The 16,329-nt window shown below is 57.2% G+C and carries 18 protein-coding genes; 4 read left to right on the top strand and 14 right to left on the bottom strand.

Annotated elements, in window-relative coordinates; all coding sequences use genetic code 11:
• Positions 1-92: 92 nt before the first annotated feature.
• Genes Y5S_RS14270 through rpoE form a run of 5 tightly spaced genes read right to left on the bottom strand, consistent with a single transcriptional unit; the run spans position 93 to position 4,149 of the window.
• Positions 93-1,532 (bottom strand): DegQ family serine endoprotease, encoded by a 1,440-nt coding sequence (locus Y5S_RS14270; protein WP_197055155.1) that lies wholly within the window; start codon positions 1,530-1,532, stop codon positions 93-95.
• A 10-nt stretch (positions 1,533-1,542) separates the two neighbouring features.
• Positions 1,543-2,004, bottom strand: a complete 462-nt coding sequence (locus Y5S_RS14265) for a SoxR reducing system RseC family protein (protein ID WP_231552702.1) — start codon at positions 2,002-2,004, stop codon at positions 1,543-1,545.
• Positions 2,005-2,021: 17 nt separating this feature from the next.
• Positions 2,022-2,987 (bottom strand): MucB/RseB C-terminal domain-containing protein, encoded by a 966-nt coding sequence (locus tag Y5S_RS14260; protein ID WP_035233909.1) that lies wholly within the window; start codon positions 2,985-2,987, stop codon positions 2,022-2,024.
• Between the two features lie 3 nt (positions 2,988-2,990).
• Positions 2,991-3,560 carry a sigma-E factor negative regulatory protein gene (locus tag Y5S_RS14255; RefSeq protein WP_052041621.1) on the bottom strand — a complete coding sequence of 190 codons (570 nt, stop codon included), beginning with the start codon at positions 3,558-3,560 and terminating at the stop codon, positions 2,991-2,993.
• Between the two features lie 4 nt (positions 3,561-3,564).
• Positions 3,565-4,149: an RNA polymerase sigma factor RpoE gene (rpoE, locus tag Y5S_RS14250; RefSeq protein ID WP_035233907.1), complete on the bottom strand. Its 585-nt coding sequence runs from the start codon at positions 4,147-4,149 to the stop codon at positions 3,565-3,567.
• A 299-nt stretch (positions 4,150-4,448) separates the two neighbouring features.
• Between rpoE and nadB the strand changes: the two genes are divergently transcribed.
• On the top strand, positions 4,449-6,047 hold the full coding sequence (gene nadB / locus Y5S_RS14245; protein ID WP_035233906.1) for an L-aspartate oxidase: 1,599 nt from the start codon (positions 4,449-4,451) through the stop codon (positions 6,045-6,047).
• A gap of 135 nt (positions 6,048-6,182) precedes the next feature.
• On the opposite strand, the gene Y5S_RS14240 is transcribed toward nadB, so the two are convergent.
• Together Y5S_RS14240 and Y5S_RS14235 are read right to left on the bottom strand one after the other, a co-directional pair.
• Positions 6,183-6,578 (bottom strand): hypothetical protein, encoded by a 396-nt coding sequence (locus tag Y5S_RS14240; RefSeq protein ID WP_231552701.1) that lies wholly within the window; start codon positions 6,576-6,578, stop codon positions 6,183-6,185.
• On the bottom strand, positions 6,544-6,804 hold the full coding sequence (locus Y5S_RS14235) for an FAD assembly factor SdhE (RefSeq protein ID WP_035233905.1): 261 nt from the start codon (positions 6,802-6,804) through the stop codon (positions 6,544-6,546). The genes Y5S_RS14240 and Y5S_RS14235 overlap by 35 nt, the downstream gene beginning before the upstream one ends.
• 110 nt (positions 6,805-6,914) lie before the next feature.
• On the opposite strand from Y5S_RS14235, the gene ygfZ reads away from it, so the two are divergent.
• Complete coding sequence (ygfZ, locus tag Y5S_RS14230) at positions 6,915-7,853, top strand: CAF17-like 4Fe-4S cluster assembly/insertion protein YgfZ (protein WP_035233904.1); 939 nt, start codon at positions 6,915-6,917, stop codon at positions 7,851-7,853.
• Positions 7,854-8,277: 424 nt separating this feature from the next.
• Here the strand turns inward: ygfZ and Y5S_RS14225 are convergent, their stop codons facing one another.
• The 4 genes from Y5S_RS14225 to Y5S_RS14210 form a co-directional block, all read right to left on the bottom strand.
• Positions 8,278-9,393: an enoyl-CoA hydratase/isomerase family protein gene (locus tag Y5S_RS14225; protein WP_231552700.1), complete on the bottom strand. Its 1,116-nt coding sequence runs from the start codon at positions 9,391-9,393 to the stop codon at positions 8,278-8,280.
• Positions 9,394-9,915: 522 nt separating this feature from the next.
• Complete coding sequence (locus Y5S_RS14220) at positions 9,916-10,359, bottom strand: phasin family protein (RefSeq protein WP_035233903.1); 444 nt, start codon at positions 10,357-10,359, stop codon at positions 9,916-9,918.
• 162 nt (positions 10,360-10,521) lie between these two features.
• Entirely contained in the window at positions 10,522-10,848 is a 327-nt protein-coding gene (locus tag Y5S_RS14215; protein WP_035233901.1) for a hypothetical protein, read from the bottom strand.
• 1 nt (position 10,849) lies between these two features.
• Positions 10,850-12,070: a hypothetical protein gene (locus Y5S_RS14210; protein WP_081939784.1), complete on the bottom strand. Its 1,221-nt coding sequence runs from the start codon at positions 12,068-12,070 to the stop codon at positions 10,850-10,852.
• A 232-nt stretch (positions 12,071-12,302) separates the two neighbouring features.
• Here Y5S_RS14210 and Y5S_RS14200 point away from each other — a divergent pair, with 232 nt between their 5' ends.
• Positions 12,303-13,052 (top strand): SCP2 sterol-binding domain-containing protein, encoded by a 750-nt coding sequence (locus Y5S_RS14200; RefSeq protein ID WP_035233899.1) that lies wholly within the window; start codon positions 12,303-12,305, stop codon positions 13,050-13,052.
• Between the two features lie 84 nt (positions 13,053-13,136).
• Here the strand turns inward: Y5S_RS14200 and Y5S_RS14195 are convergent, their stop codons facing one another.
• Positions 13,137-13,466 carry a hypothetical protein gene (locus tag Y5S_RS14195; RefSeq protein ID WP_035233898.1) on the bottom strand — a complete coding sequence of 110 codons (330 nt, stop codon included), beginning with the start codon at positions 13,464-13,466 and terminating at the stop codon, positions 13,137-13,139.
• Positions 13,467-13,664: 198 nt separating this feature from the next.
• Here Y5S_RS14195 and Y5S_RS14190 point away from each other — a divergent pair, with 198 nt between their 5' ends.
• The gene (locus Y5S_RS14190) at positions 13,665-14,363 is read left to right on the top strand and encodes a diguanylate cyclase (RefSeq protein ID WP_035233897.1); all 699 of its coding nucleotides are present in this window, start codon (positions 13,665-13,667) and stop codon (positions 14,361-14,363) included.
• Here the strand turns inward: Y5S_RS14190 and cmoB are convergent.
• Both cmoB and cmoA read right to left on the bottom strand, forming a co-directional pair.
• Positions 14,343-15,311, bottom strand: coding sequence for a tRNA 5-methoxyuridine(34)/uridine 5-oxyacetic acid(34) synthase CmoB (cmoB, locus tag Y5S_RS14185; RefSeq protein WP_035233896.1), 969 nt, complete (start codon positions 15,309-15,311; stop codon positions 14,343-14,345). The two genes, Y5S_RS14190 and cmoB, sit on opposite strands and share 21 nt — an antisense overlap.
• Positions 15,311-16,042 (bottom strand): carboxy-S-adenosyl-L-methionine synthase CmoA, encoded by a 732-nt coding sequence (cmoA, locus tag Y5S_RS14180; protein WP_035233894.1) that lies wholly within the window; start codon positions 16,040-16,042, stop codon positions 15,311-15,313. The genes cmoB and cmoA overlap by 1 nt, the downstream gene beginning before the upstream one ends.
• Positions 16,043-16,329 lie beyond the last annotated feature (287 nt).

Here is a 16,329-nt window from a genome sequence, read left to right as displayed (position 1 = left end):
ACGGCAAACACGGGCCGCGATTCTAGCGGATAACGGGGGGTAGTTGCACGACGCAGCCACGCTGCGTCGTGAAATTATCCCCAAAGCTTGCCTTATTTGAGCTTAAGGGCCAGGAACCGTGGGTTACCATCCCGATTGATCAATGCTGCCACCGTGCCAGATTCCGGCAAATCGGCCACCGCTTCGGCAAAAGCCTCAGGACTATCTATAGGCTGGTTATTGAGAGTGACCAGTACATCGCCTGTCGCAATTCCGGCCTGCCGCGCAGGGCCATCCTTGACCTCGGTCACCACCACACCCGCTTTAAGGTCCAGCCTCGAGAGCTCCGCCCCGGAGGCTGCCCGAACCTGCAAGCCAAGGGCATCAGCCCCATCCGGGCCGGGAGCAGCACCATTGCGCATGGCAAGAGCCGGGTCATCGGGCAACAAGCCGATGGTAACGGTCAGGGTTTTCTCATCACCGTCACGAATCACGGTCAGCTCCGCATCCTCTCCCGGCTTCACCAGGCCCACCCAACGCGGCAGCTCGGAGGAGCGATAGATCGCTTCGTCATTGAAACGGGTAATAATATCGCCCGGCTGCACACCCGCCGCCTCCGCCGGAGAACCTTTGAGCACCTGGGATACCAGGGCGCCCCGAGGCTGATCAAGACCAAAGGACTCCGCCAGATCGCGATCCACTTCCTGAATCAGCACCCCCAACCAACCACGGCTGACCTTGCCGTGCTCCTTGAGCTGGGACACCACGTCCATGGCCATATCGATAGGAATGGCAAAGCTCACACCCATGTAGCCGCCTGAACGGCTGAAGATCTGGGAATTGATACCCACCACCTGACCACTCAGATTGAACAAGGGGCCACCGCTGTTGCCCGGGTTGATGGCCACATCGGTCTGAATAAAGGGCACATAACTGTCGCTGGGCAGACTGCGGCCCTTGGCGCTGACAATCCCCGCGGTCACGCTGCTATCGAAACCAAAAGGCGCACCAATCGCCAACACCCACTCCCCGACTTTCAGATTCGCCGAGGAGCCAATATCCGCCACCGGCAGCGCTTCTGCCTCCACCTTGAGCAGCGCAATATCACTCTGCTCATCGGCACCAATCAATTCGGCTTTCAGCTCACGGCGATCCTGCAGGCGCACCATGATTTCATCCGCCTCTGCCACCACATGATTGTTGGTCAGCACATAACCGTCTGAAGAAATGATAAAACCGGACCCCAAAGAGCGCGCTTCCCGTTCCTGAGGCAACTGGGGAGCCCCCTCGCCACCAAACTGCTCAAAGAACCGACGGAAAAACTCGGGAATTTGCTCCATCTGTCCTTTGAGATCACTCTCATCCTGATGGGTGACCGTACTGATATTCACCACCGCTGGGCCCTCTTTCTCTACCAGCAGGGTAAAGTCGGGCAACCCGGTCACCAGAGGCTCAGGACGATCGGAAGAAGGGGAGGAAGAATCGGAACAGCCAGCCAGAATCCCGATCATCACCAACAGCCAGAGTGAGGCCACAAGGTGCAATCTTCGCATGGAGTTCTCCTTATTTTTTGGCGGGTTGGACCTGGATCACCTGGCAACCATCATCCCCTGATGGCACCAACGCAGGTTGATATGCCTGATTATGGCCATTTCGGCCACTTAAAACACGGTTAATCACGAAGCCAAGGATTAGCCCGCTCACGCCCAGCACCGCTGAGGCATCGAAACGGGTAACAGGGAGAGAGGTACCCAACAGCGCCCCGAGAAAAAGTAGTAATAACGGCAGACCATACACCCAGAGCGCACCGCGCATCAGCGCACCTTCCGGTAACCCCAGAGTCACCGCATCACCTACCTGATAGTGGGATGTGGACAGCACAGGCACTCTCAGTCGTGCCCGCTGCCCGGATTGCTGCTGATTGATCAGATGATGGCCACAGGCCGATTTAGCCTGGCAGGCACCGCAGGTTGAGGCGCGAACGGTTTCTACCCAGAGTGCATCCGGGGCAACAGCAACAACCACTCCCTGCTCATAGAGCATTAGTGACGGGCATCCCTGACACTAATGCCCTGAATCACCCGCTCGGCTGTAGATTGGGGCACTTCCCCCACCAGGGTAATCAGGTAGGCTCCGCTGGGAGCCGTCAGACGTCGACTCACCGCTACGGTGGGACCAAGACGGCTCACGCCCTCTTCCACGGCCCCTTCCTCCAGGGGCTCGACAAATACGGTAAAGGCCGCCAGCCCATCAGAGTAGCCCTGGGCCGCAACAGGCTTGCGCTTGCCATCCCCGCTGCGCCAGTCCTGATCGGCAGCATCAAACCCTGTGGGCAGCCAATCTGCCTCAACCCGCATACTGCTCGCCGCATGACCTGTAGGCAGCGGCTGCAAAGCGCTTTCACGTACCGTCTCAGGCACCTCGAAATCCGCCAGAGTCAACCCGGGTGCCAGATCGATACTGACGAATTCAACGCGTTCCAGCGCAACCCCACTGCCATCAACCACCTCGGATTTCAGCAGCAGCCTGGATTCATTATCCAGCCATAACCGATAGCCATACCGGTGAGTGTCCAGCGGAGCCACACGCACACGGGTTGTATTGCGGCCAGCGACTCGACCGTCACCGTCGACCAGGATGTTGTATTGGGCAGGTACATCATCAGCCAAACGCTGGGCCAACAACATCGGGCCACCCTGCTCTTTCTGCATGCGAGTCAGGGTACGATCCGAATGGATACAGATGACCTCATCGCCACGGCGCAACACCTCTACCAGGCGGCCATCCAGATGAGTCAGGCGCTGGTATTCCCGGCCATCAAAAACGGCGTGATTGACTTCCATGGTGCTGACTTCGCCACCGAACTGGTAAAGAAAGCGACCACTATATTCGAGGGAGCGATTGGCCTGGGACATGGCCTGGAGCTGGGCATGCGCCGGGGTCTCATCCGCCGGCGCTGCCACGGGGGCAAAAAGGGTCAGGGAAAGAGCAAAGGCACGCAACTTCATCCGTTAATTGGCTCCGTTACGGGCATCCATGCTGACCAGGCGAGCAAAAGGCATCATCCCCTGGCCACTGTTACGGGCAGCAAAGTCGCTATGCCGCAATAACATGTCATTCACCCGGGGGGATGCAGACACAGAAACCGCAGGCGATGCACTGGAGCCAAATGACTGGGAAACCAGAGAGGCTTCAGCGAACGGGCGATTCAGACGGGTATCCTGAGCGGCAGCCAGTGCAGGTGTTGCCTCACCGGTTGCGGAGAGATTCCCCTCCCAGCTTTGCCAACCCACCACTGTGGCCGCAGCAACAGAAGCTGCCACCGCCAACCGGGCCATGCCACCCAACCAGGCAGGACGTTTTGCCGGAGCACCTTCCTCTGCCAACGCGGCAGACAGGCGGGCGTTAAAGGCTGCAGGAACAGCCATGGACGACTGACCATGCATGACATCCTGCGCCAAGTGCCAACGCGACAGTGTCTCCAGCTCGGCATCGTCGATATCGCGCATCACTCGACGGGTTTCCAGCTCACTGGTTTCCCCGTCAAGGAATGCAGACAGCGTTTCCAAATCCCAGTTCATAGACTCACCCATTATCGCCTCGCTGCGTGCCCAAGAGGGGCCGAACAGCTGCATCAATCGCTTCCCTAGCCCGGAAGATGCGCGAGCGCACCGTGCCGACCGGGCATTCCATCACTGCCGCGATGTCCTCATAGCTGAGGCCCTCGAACTCACGCAGGGTCACGGCGGTCTTCAGTTCCTGGGGCAGCGCCTCAATGGCTGAGTGAATCACTGCCTCCAGTTCCTCTGACAACACCATGGACTCCGGGGTTCCAATTTCATGCAGCATTTCTGCACCCGCATACTGCTCAGCTTCGGCAGCATCCAGATCTGACCCCGGCGGCCGCCGACCAGCGGCCACCAGATGATTCTTGGCGGTATTCACCGCAATGCGATAAAGCCAGGTGTAAAAGGCGCTATCCCCTCGAAAACGGGGCAACGCACGCCAGGCTTTGATAAAGGCTTCCTGTGCCACATCCTGCACTTCGTCCGAGTCACGCACATAACGACTGATCAGCGCGAAAATTCGCTGCTGATACTTGCGCACCAGCACCTCAAAGGCACGCTGGTCGCCGGATTTGGCTTTTTTCACCAACTGTTCGTCTGACACCGATCCCCCGGATCTTTCTCGAAGTGCGTGAGTCTGCGGCTACCCGGCTTGCGGGTTCCTTAAACACGCCATTGTAGCAGGTGTTATCTCAACGGCCACTTTTCATGCTACGGATGCCGTTGATTTAGCAAGCTTTTCACATTGCCTGCACAATTCTTGACGATTTCAGACCCCCTCGCTGACAAAGAGTTCAAAGGTCTCGATGGGAAATCGCCAAATCCACGCTTTCCGTCATTTAGTCATCTGTGGATTCACCGCTATACTGGCGCCGTTTTCCGGCCATTCACACAGGACTTTCCATGGCTACCTACCGACACGATGTACTCATCATTGGTTCTGGCGCGGCCGGACTCACCGCCGCACTGCGGTTACCTGATGAGTGTCAGGTTGCCCTGCTCTCCAAGGGAGAGCTCACCAGTGCCAGCACCTACTATGCCCAAGGGGGTGTAGCTGCAGTACTGGACCAGCAGGATTCACTGGAAAGTCATGTGGCCGATACCCATGTGGCTGGCGCAGGCCTCTGTCGTGACAAGGCAGTACGCTTCACTGTGGAAAATGGCCCGGATGCTATCCGCTGGCTAATCGATTTGGGCGTAGACTTTACCCGGCTGGATAGCGGCGACGACAGCGCCACCCTTCCCTATCACCTGACCCGCGAAGGCGGTCACAGTCACCGCCGCATCATTCATGCAGCAGACGCTACCGGAAAAGCCATTTCCCGCACCCTGATCGGACAGGTCAAGCAGCGCGACAATGTCACATTATTTGAACACCGGGTAGCCGTAGACCTGATCCTGCAGGAGCATGATGGCGAGAAACGCTGCTGCGGCGCCTACATTCACAACATCAAAACCGGTGAAACCGACGTTATTCTGGCCCGCTCGGTGATCCTGGCCACCGGTGGCGCTTCCAAGGTATACCTTTATACCTCCAATCCGGATGTGGCCACCGGTGATGGCATCGCCATGGCCTGGCGGGCGGGCTGCCGGGTGGCCAACATGGAATTCATGCAGTTCCACCCCACCTGCCTGTACCACCCGAAGGCAAAAAGCTTTCTGGTCACCGAAGCAATCCGCGGCGAAGGGGGGCACTTGCTCCTACCTGATGGCAGCCGTTTCATGCATCGTTTCGATGAGCGCGGTGAGCTGGCCCCCCGGGATGTGGTGGCGCGCGCCATTGACCATGAAATGAAGCGACTCGGTGCCGACTGTCTGTACCTGGACATCAGCCACAAGCCTGCTGACTTCATTATCGAGCACTTCCCCACCGTATATGCCAAGTGCCTCCAGCTAGGCATCGACATCACCCGGGACCCCATGCCCGTGGTGCCCGCCGCCCACTACACTTGTGGCGGCGTGATCATTGATGAACACGGCCAGACCGATCTACCCGGCCTCTACGCCATTGGCGAAACCAGCTTCACCGGCCTGCACGGTGCCAACCGCATGGCCAGCAACTCCTTGCTGGAGTGTTTTGTCTATGGCAAGGCCAGCGCCGACCATATCAGCGCCAGCCTCGCCGACACTCCCTTACCCCGCGATGATGCTGAGTGGGACGAGTCCCAGGTGACTGACTCGGATGAGGATGTAGTGATCAGCCACAACTGGGATGAGCTGCGCCGCTTCATGTGGGATTACGTCGGCATCGTGAGAACAGAAAAACGCCTCCAACGGGCGCTACACAGGGCGGAACTCCTGAAGAATGAGATCACCGAGTACTACAGCAACTACCACATCAGCAATGACCTGCTGGAGCTGCGTAACCTGGTGGTGATAGCCGAACTGATCATCCGTTCAGCCTTGTCACGTAAAGAGAGTCGCGGCCTGCACTTCATGCGGGATTACCCGGACAGCGTCGAGAACCCGGTGGATACCATTCTGGTGCCGGGGAGTTTCTAGCGCCCCGAAAAACGCCCTTCGAAGCCAGCCTCCAGGCGATGCGGGCGACAGTGAGTTTCGAGTTTCGAAAAGCAAAACCCCAAACCAGCAGGGTTCCAAGGTTTTTCTTCGCAACTCGAAACTCGTTGCTCGCTCTTATCCCTTGACCCGATTCACCCAGAGCCACAGATAAATCGGCTGAAGCTGCTCGCGCGAGCCCTGGTCCTCGAACAGATGCAACCAGCCCTTGGGGGTCTGCAGAGCCAACCAGGGACCAACCCGGTAGACCCGACCAGGTTTTTCCAATGACTGCACCTGGTCGCCAATCACCGTCAGTACACTGTCACGCAGTTCCAGCTCGGTAATCTGCGCCAAACGCCAACGTTGCAGCAGCAAGACGATAGCCAGCAACAGCACGCCTTTCCCCCACCAGGGCCAGCTCACCAGCCAGACTACCGGCAGCAGACTTGCTCCTGCCAGCCAGCGGAATTGACGGGGGTAACGGGAAGGTTCGAGCTTAGCCCTTACCGTGGGCGACAAGCTGGAGGACATGCTTCACATACTCACGCATTTCGTCATCCTGAGGCTCACTGCGGTAAGTGAACCACTCGAACATATCCGCATCCTGGCAGGCCAACAGGCTTTCAAAACGGGCCTGATTTTCAGCACTGTCGTCATCAAAGTGATTGTCCAGGTAGGCATACAGCACCACCTCGACCTCGGAGGCACCCCGTCGGCACTGCCAACGATATTTACGTTTCAGTTCTTCGTTACTCATTGCATCCAGACCCTGCTTGCTCGCTGATGACTTTCGGACTGCGCGCGCATTATCTATCATGCCCGCTGAATTCTCGACACTTCGTTCACCCAGGTTCCTACAGGAGTCCCATGAGCTGGTCTGCGTTTCTTGCCAAGCAATCCCTGCCCCCGGCCACTGAAGCCCCATATCTGGCACCGGCATCGCACCTGACCGTGGTTCGCGCCCGTGGCGAAGAGGCCGGCCATTATCTTCAGGGACAGCTGTCCTGCGACCTGCGCGAAGTGGATCTGGGAGCACACCTGACAGGCATGCACCTGAGCCTGAAAGGTCGCGGACTGGTCAGCGTCCGCGTGGTCCGTGATGGCGACGATTACCTGCTACTCACTCCGGCCGGACAAGGCGAGGCGCTGATCAAGGCGTTGCTGAAATACCGACTGCGCGCAAAGGTGGAGTTCGAACAGGCGGACGATCTGACCCTGCTGCTGCTCGCCGGCAACTTGCCAGAGCATCTGCCCACATCAGGCCAGACACTGCGTACAGAGCAGGGGGTGTGGCTGCACTACCCCAACAGTGAACACGCCCTCCTGATTGTCGATGAGAATCGGGCCGAATCCATCTGGACAGCACTTGCCGGTGATCGGCAGGCAGTAGCCGCCAGCGGAGCCTTGCTGGCCGATATCGATGCCGGCGAAGGCATGGTCTACCCGGGAGCAGAAGATCTGTTTTTGCCCCAAGTGCTCAACTACGACGTGACCGGCGGCGTCAACTTCAAGAAAGGCTGTTACACCGGCCAGGAAGTAGTGGCCCGGATGCACTTCAAGGGCAAGCTGAAACAACGCATGCAGCGCATCAATTTCACTGCCAACCTCGCGCTGCAACCCGGCGAAGTCCTCCGCGATGCCGCCGGCAAGGCCGCGGGTGAAGTGGTCATCAGCGCCACCACACCCCACGGCTCCGCCGCCCTTGTGGTACTGCGCCGCGACACCGACGGCGAGCTGTTTAAAGAAGACACCCCCCTGGACAGCCAACTCGGTGAACTGCCCTACGTCCTCCCCTGGAAGGATTGAATTGATGCGGGCCGAAGGGGTGAGCGCAGCGAATAACTTGCCTGCAAGCGATCCGGGCCCCAAGCGAGGGAAATAGTTTCGAGTCGCGAGTAACAAGTTGCGAAAGGCAAAACCATAACCCTATGCCAGGTCGACGGTTTTACGCTCTTCGTAACTCGTAACTTGTCCCTGGAATCCTTACCGTTGGGACAGAACTGTAGGAGCGGACGTTTCTGGAATCCTTGCCTCGCGTGGGCTCGGATCGCCCTGTAAGCATAGCTCCTACAGAGGCATCAGATCCTACGGATCGCCGAACTCGACGAGTTGGAAGGCGTTTCCATTAACCCAAAATCCGGAGAACTATTTCGGGCTTTCCTTTCCAATCGAGCGTAGCTCGTAGCTCGTAGCTCGTAGCTCGTAGCTCGTAGCTCGTAGCTCATGCCTCTTATGCCTTTCCCAAGGAAGCCAGCGGGTGGACCGGGGCCGGACACTCGAAATAGCCATCGATGTAATCACGGGGAACATCGGCGATGCTGCGATGACGGAAACCCGGCTTGCCATCCTTGTCGATCAGCAAGGCGCGTACTCCTTCGCGGAAGTCACCGTGCAACGAACACTGCACAGCAAGGCACCACTCCATGCGGAACACATCAGCCAGCGAAAGGTAAGTAGACCGCGCTAATTGCTCCCACACCAGGTGAGCCGTCTGCGGACACCCTTTTTCAAGGTTGCCCAGTGCCCGATCCAACCAACTATCACGATCCTTCGCAGACAACATCTGTGTCACCACGGTCTGCAGATCCTCTCCATCACACAGCGAATTGATCAAAGACAAATGATCCACCAGCGGATGTGGCAGTTCCGCCATATCCGCCGCCTGTTGCTTGAAGAGACGATACAGTACCGCCCGGTTATCTCTCGGTTGCCCGGAATAACGTTGCTCAGCAAGCAGCGCCAACAAGGCCTCTGCATCCCCTTCCACCATCCGGTCGGCCAGCCCCACTTCCACCGCCTCACGGCCATTAATGTGGACGCCGGTCAGACCGAGGAACAGCCCCACCTTGCCTGGCAAACGGTTCAGGAACCAGCTGCCGCCCACATCCGGGAACAGGCCGATGGTAATCTCTGGCATGGCCATGCGGGATCGTGCCGTGACCAGTCGGAAGTCCGCGCCCTGCAGCAAGCCCATACCCCCGCCCATAACGATGCCGTCGCCAAATACCACCACGGGGATCTGTGAGCGATGCAGCCGATAATCCAGCGCATATTCTTCCGCGAAATACTGTTCGGTGAAGGGGTTACGGCCTTCTCCAGCATGCTTCACCATGGACTTGTGCATCTGCACGATGTCGCCGCCGGCACAGAAGGCCTTGCCGCCGGCACCATCCAGCCACAGCGCCACGATATCCTCCCGCTGCTCCCATTCGTCCAGCTTTGCAGCCAACGCCTGGATCATATCCAGCCCCAGTGCATTCAGTGCCTTGGGGGCATTCAGGGTAGCCCGGGCAATAACACGACCACAGGCGGTGGGAATTTCGGAAAACAACACGCAATCAGACACTTTCTCTCCATAGCCAACACGGCGCGAATCAATGCTCAAGGATACTAGCAAAGGGAGACGAAGCCTTCATTGGTGATTTGCGACGGTTGAATGCCTGACGCCTTTTTGCGTCGGCAAAACACTCGCTAAAACATGCTGTGGGAGCTTGCCTGCAAGCGATCCGAGCCTTGGCGAGGTAAGGATTCCAGAAGCGAGTGACGAGTAACGAGTTTCGAAAATCAAAGAGCGTCGGTCTTGTGCGAGTTTTAGGGTTTGGCCTTTCGAAACTCGCTTCTCGTAACTCGAAACTGATTACCTCGCTTGGGCTCGCATTGCCTGCAGTCAGGTTATTCGCTCCGCTCACCCTTCGGTCAGCACTCCGTGCGTTACTCCGCTGCGCTACGTTCCTGCGGTAGGGTTAGCTACGTGTTGCGCGGTGCGAGTGCGGCCGCAGAGCGGCCAAAAAAAACGGGTACCCAAGGCGGGTACCCGTCAAAAGACACCACTAAGGGGTTAGCGGTGTGCGCTACAACACTGTTGGAATCACTCGCCCTTTTTGCGCGAGCGTTTCGCCGGGGACGCTTTCTCTTCAGCGCTATCCAGGGCTTGTGTCAGCTCCTGCACCCGTTTTTCAAGCTCTTCGACTTCGCGCTTGTTCGGCAGGCCCAAGCGGGACAATGCCTTGTTAAGCCGATCATCGAAGGCCCGTTCCATCTTTTCCATGGTTTCGCCGGTATGATGGCGAACCCTTTCCTTGATCTCTTCAACCCGGGACTCGGTCTTGTCCTTGGTCTGCTTTTCCACTTCGCGACCAGCTTCTACGAGGGCATCAAAAAAACCACTACCCTCTTCTTCAGCGCGAGCGAAAGCACCCAAGCCAGCCAGCCAAATCTGGTGGGTATACTTGCGAATATCTCTGGAAGCACCGGTCAGTGCTTTCAGCGGGCTTACGCGCCCATCTTTGTCATTCTGGTTTTCATCGGACATGGTCCAAACTCCCGAAGGCAATTCCACGAGCGAATGCAGCGGGAACAACACACAACATCATCAACGCGTGGGGTGAATTATAGAAGAAGGCTAACAAATCGGATCCTGCCGCTTGTAGAACAATTGGGCACGAAATGTTTATGTGATCAATTTCTCATCAGATCAGCGATCCAGATCATCCTCTGAATCATCCAGCGGATTCCTGCGGGTCCCACCAATCAGACCAATCCCCCTGGCCAGATCACGAGCACGGTCCCGAATCACCTCTCTGGATTTGCCCGTAAGCAGGTCCACAATCCGCCTTCTGAGATTTTCCTCAAGACGCTGTGCCCCTTCTTCCAGGCGACGATCAATCTTGCGCTCTACTCTCGGTCCAACAACAAAGTGCCCAAGCAGGGCAACGACTATCAAGGTAAGCAGCGAAGAAGCACCCGCCGCTGCAAACAACAACCACCCCAGAGTGGCAATGTCTATCTGCAGCGGCTCCATGTTAACTGGCTCCAAACATGAAAATCAGCTGGAAGAGACCCGCCATGGCGCCAAGGAAGCCCCCTACCACAATCAGGATCCATTCATCTTCCTGGAAGGCCGGGCGCAAGAGATCCTGAAACTCTTCAGAACTGAGCGCCTGCATCCGGTCGGACATGATTTTCTCAACCAGTGCACCACGCTCCCTGTTGAACCCCTGATCCTCGAAAGGCTCCACCGCCAGATCCACCGCCTTCTCTTCTACGGCTTTTTTCAGATCCGCATACCCTTCCGGGCCTACGGTGAGCTGAGCAGCAGTTCGTACCACCCCACCATTCAGCAGCGGCTTCAAGTGACGCTTGATCAAGGCCTTGGTGCGATCACCTCGTGGCCCGTTGACCACCTGGTACATGATATTGCGCAGCGTAATGACTTCTTCGGTAGACAGACGCGCAAAGGTTTCTGCCACATCCTTCTGCCGCTTCAAGAACAAGCCCTGAATGCGGAACGGACCCACTTTTACCGGATTGAGCGGACGGAAGATCAAGTTGAGCGCCAGCCAGTTAGTCGCCACCCCAACAATAAAACCAAACAGCGGCAGCACCCAGTTTTCCGGCATCAAGATGAACACAGGAACCTGAATAAGACCAAACAGAAAACCAAAATAGAGGCCGGAGTTGGTCACAAAGCGGAATTCAGGATCCCCAACCTCGCGGAACATTTGCACCATCAGCTGCTTATCTTCGCTCATCTGGGTGGTGACCATGTGTTTCATGTCTACCAGGCTATCCAGATTGCGGCTGATATCGTCCACCACACTGTCCATCACAGACGGGATAGCGCGACGGGCACGGCTGTAGACCCGCTTGCGCACCAGCAACGGGAGATTCTCCCACAACACGGCATTGCGCTCGGTCATCACCTCATCGGTGTATTCTTCAATACGGCCCTGAATGGTACGAGTAAGATGCGCCGAGATTTTCTCCGGCTCCATCTCCCTGAAGAACTCATCCAGGCTGCCCAGCTTGGAAAGGGCCTTGTCGACCACAATCCCCGCCATCTTCTCGACTTTGGAAGGGATAATGCCCTGCCAACCAAAAATCGGTCTGACCCCGACAAACTCAAGGGGATAGAAGGTCATCTGAACTGCCATCCAGTTGGTAGTCCAGCCAACAGCACCTGCAATAAAAGGAATACTGACGTACTTCCAGAAATCCGGGTACGCAAGCAACGATTCCAGCATTTATAAACTACTCCCCTCCAAGGGCTGTCTCACAATAACAAGCGCGACAGAACGTAAACAGATCGCGTGTTCACCCATCCCGGTCAAATAAGTCAATGTTGTCTTGTTATGAAAATGCATAGTATAGGGAGCCACGATTCCAAATATAAGCAAGATAACGTAATTTTTGGCAACAGAAAGAAGACCGAACTCAACAATGCGGTCGCAATAGAGACAGGAACCGTCAGTATTCATGGCTCAAACCGGTAGCTTTCCCCAATTGATTGTGCTTGGCGGACTCGAAAGTGCGCTCAATCAGGCACTCACCGCCAGCCCGTCAGGACAACAGCATCTGGCGGACCTGCACGGTACCGTGGTGCGTATCCGCGCGGAACGCCCCATGTGGGTGCTTTATGTGCTCATCTACGAGGATGGCATTGAACTGCTGCCCGAGTATGAGGGCAATGTGGACGTACGCATCCGGGGCCCGTTGGGCGGCATGCTGCATTGGCTGTTCTCCAGCACCCCCCTGGAGGACCAGGAAGCGCTGCGAGTATCCGGTCACGAGGACCAGATACGCCAGCTTACCGCGCTGATTGAACAATTCAGCCTGTGGCCACTGGTTCGCAACTGGCTCGATGACCATGTTCGTCTCAAGGAATTGCTCGCCGTCCTGCGCCGGGAAGACCCGGTCTGGCTGGAAAAGCTGGCCACCCTGCCTGAGCAAATGGGGCAACTGGCCGAGCAGGTGGCCCACCAACAGTTACTTCAGGAAGATATTCTCGAAGAGTTGAAGCAACTGCGGGGCGAGCTTCGTCGCAACCGCAAAATGGATCTTTTCTTTACCCTCACCGGCACCCTGCTGGTACTCCTCTCTGTGCTCAAGGCAGCCAATCTATGGAGCCTCACGTGGCACGCCTTGCAGCAAGATGTCCTGTCACTGGCCATGCTCAGCCTGGGCATCGCCTGCCTGGTAGCACGGCTTTTGCCCGCCAGAAATTAGGGCCTGTTACCACTACCCAAACACCCCCATCACCGGATTCCAGAAGTCACATGCTTCAGGCGTCCGGCATCGGGCTTCAGGCGATCAATCTTTGCGCTCTTTTTTGGGGCCACCAAAAATCTGGCCAAGCCGGTCACTCACCAACTCGGCTCCGGTACGAGCCAGGCTGCGGCTGGCGCCTTCCAGCACTTCCCGGGATGGCAGGTTTCTGACCCCTTCCACCAAACCACGGCGCACCCCTTCTTCCACCCGTTCGGAGATGACCTGGGCTGCAGCTTCAACCTGCTCATCCAGTTCACGCTGCAGGGTATTTCGCAAACGGGGCTGAAAGTAAAAATGCGCCCAGGCAGCCACCACAACCAGGGTAAACACTGAGCTCATCACCGCTGTGGCAATCATTGCAAAGGTATTCATCACATGCCTCATACAGATCCGTGTTACGACTTGCTGCCCCGCCCACAGAGGGCCTTGAGCGTTACAAACACAGACATTGTTGTTAAATAAAGTATTCGCTGACTGTCAGGGTACAGGGAACTGGATACGATAACCTGAATGGGCAGGACGCCACACTCAAGCAGGGATTGCATCTTACCGATTTGATTCGAGGTGCCAATGACTGCCGCGACACCCCAAAGCCGTGCAGACAGTCACAACCAGCAGGCCATCGAGCGGGCCCTTTCGCTATGCCTTCGCCACCGACATCCTGTCACCCTCCTCGCCATCGCTATCGCGGAAAAGGATTCGCTACAAGCCGATATTGGCGAAGACCGGATGGAAACGCTGATCGCATTGCTAGCCGAACAACTTCATCACGACAAACGCTGCGAAGACTTACTCATTTCCAATCCGGATGATCACCTCATGCTGGTGGTGCTGCCTGCCACCGACATGCGAGGAGGACACCGGCTTGCCGAGCGGCTATTGGCCCGCATTGCCCGTCAGGCATTCAGACTGGATGAATTCGAAGTGGATGTCAGGATCCGTATCGCTCTCCATGGTTGCGAGATACTGGAACATACCAACGCCCAGCCACTTATCGACGCCACCCTAGCCATGCTGCAACAATCAGGGAATGCGGAACCCTTGATACTTTCCAAAGAGGCGCAGCAAGCTCTGTCCTTACCAGCCGTGCCTGCTGGCGACTCGCTCGCTTCCGACCTGGTAACCAGAGTCAGGCGTCAGGGAGAGCAAAGTCTGTTGAACACACTGAAACCGGCCCTGTCCCGTATGCCAGAAAGCGAAAGGATGAAACTGGTGGATCACCTGCTGGACCTCTCCACCCAGATGGAATCAGGGCTTGCGCGCCACTAGCACAGCCCTGCGCGGAGCCGGGTAACCTTCACGCGTCAACGCGGGGTTATCCGGGTCCAAAAAATCGGGCAATGACTGGAAGCGCATCCAGTCGGTAGCACGCTGTTCTTCCATTGTGGTGGTGGATTCGTCAACACAGCGCACATCCACAAACCCGCAGCGCTGCAGCCAGATCGTCAGCATTGCCACTGACGGCAGGAAGAACACATTACGCATCACCGCGTAGCGATCCTCCGGCATCAATACCGTTTGGGCATCGCCCTCCACTACCAGCGTTTCCAGTACCAGCTCGCCACCACTGGCAAGAGCCCCTTTGAGCTCAAGGATATGATCCAGAGGGGAACGACGGTGATAGAGCACCCCCATGGACAGTACCGTATCGAAGTTCTGCTGCTCTGCTGGCATCTCTTCCATTCGCACGGGAAGAAACCAGGCAGGCACCTGCTGGGCGAAACGCTTTACCGCCAAAAACTGAATCAAAAAGAGAATGGTCGGATCAATCCCAACAACCTGGCTCGCCCCCTCAGCCGCGATTCGCCAGCAGTGATAACCACTACCGCAGCCCACATCCAGCACCCGCCGCCCCGCCAATGGAGACAGATGCGGCGCTACGCGCTGCCACTTCCAGTCAGAACGCCACTCGGTGTCCACCTGCACGCCAAAAAAATCAAACGGCCCCTTACGCCAGGGAATCAACCCTTCCAGGGCAGCCCGTACAGCCTGTAAATCCTGCTGGCCCGGCTCACCAATTCTTAGCGCATCAGCCCCCAGATCACAGCTGGCAGGCCCTGCCGGCAAGGCTTCAAGTGCGGCCATCCAGCGCGACAGATCACCATGGGGGCGATCAATCAACCGCTCGCGTGTCAGTGCCATCAAAGTCTGCCGGGAAGCATCAGCAAAGTTGGTCGCCAACGCCGTCTCACACTGCAAAATATACTGTTCCAGCATCAGCGTACCGCCAGCAAGGACATAAAGTTAAAGCAACGAAACCAGACATGAATATGCTGGTATCCCGCCTTGCGCAGGCGCGCCTCATGAGCAGCAAGCGTTTCCGGTATCAACACGTTTTCCAGCGCGGTGCGCTTCTGGCTGATCTCCAGATCGGAATAGCCGTTATTGCGCTTGAAGGCATGGTGCAGTTCCGTCTGCAGTGCATTCTCTGCTTCATCCTCGAAACGAATCTTCTCGGATAACACCAGAATTCCGCCGGGCACTGTCGCCGCCGCAAGGCGCTCAATAAAGGCATCACGCCGCTCCGGCGCAATAAACTGCAGGGTGAAATTCAGCACGGCCATGGAACAAGGCTCAAAATCCATCTCCGCCACATCCCCCTCCAGCAGCCGTACCCGCTCACTCAGCCCCGCATGAGCCAGTAAGGTTTCCGCCTGATGAATCATTGCCGGGGAGTTATCCACCGCAACCACCGGATTGCCCTGCTCCGCAGTCAGCGCTGCCATGGCGGTGGTCGCCGCCCCCAGAGAGCAGCCCAGATCGTAGAGACACGTGTCCGGCTGTGCATAGCGGGCCGCCAGCACCCCAATCATGTCGATAATGGAGGGGTAGCCGGGCACCGAGCGACGAATCATGTCGGGAAAGACCCGCACCACCGTCTCGTCAAACGAAAAGCGTGCCACCTGCTGGTGCGCAGTGGCGTAGATGTTGTCCTGCTGATCAGACATGAGCTTCCAGGTTGGCAAATTGCGGTCGTGATTATAGCGGCGGGAGGGGTGGGAGAGAAACGGGCGCAGCGAGGCAAGGGCGGAGTAGTGAGTTGCGAGTTTTTGGTATCCCTCCTCGCCGAAGCTCGGATCGCGGTCGGACGACCGTTATTCGCTTCGCTCTCCCCTTCGGGGCCGCACTCCGTGCGTTACTCCGCTGCACTACGTTCCTACAGCAACCCTTAGCGTTTGCGCGAGAAAGAACGCCAATGCCATCAGCACGACATCTTCCCCGTTAGAGTGAGTCG

Source organism: Alcanivorax nanhaiticus, from assembly GCF_000756665.1.
GTDB classification, from domain to species: domain Bacteria; phylum Pseudomonadota; class Gammaproteobacteria; order Pseudomonadales; family Alcanivoracaceae; genus Alcanivorax; species Alcanivorax nanhaiticus.
Note: the sequence above shows the minus strand (reverse complement) of the source record. Positions and strands in the feature narration are given on the sequence as shown.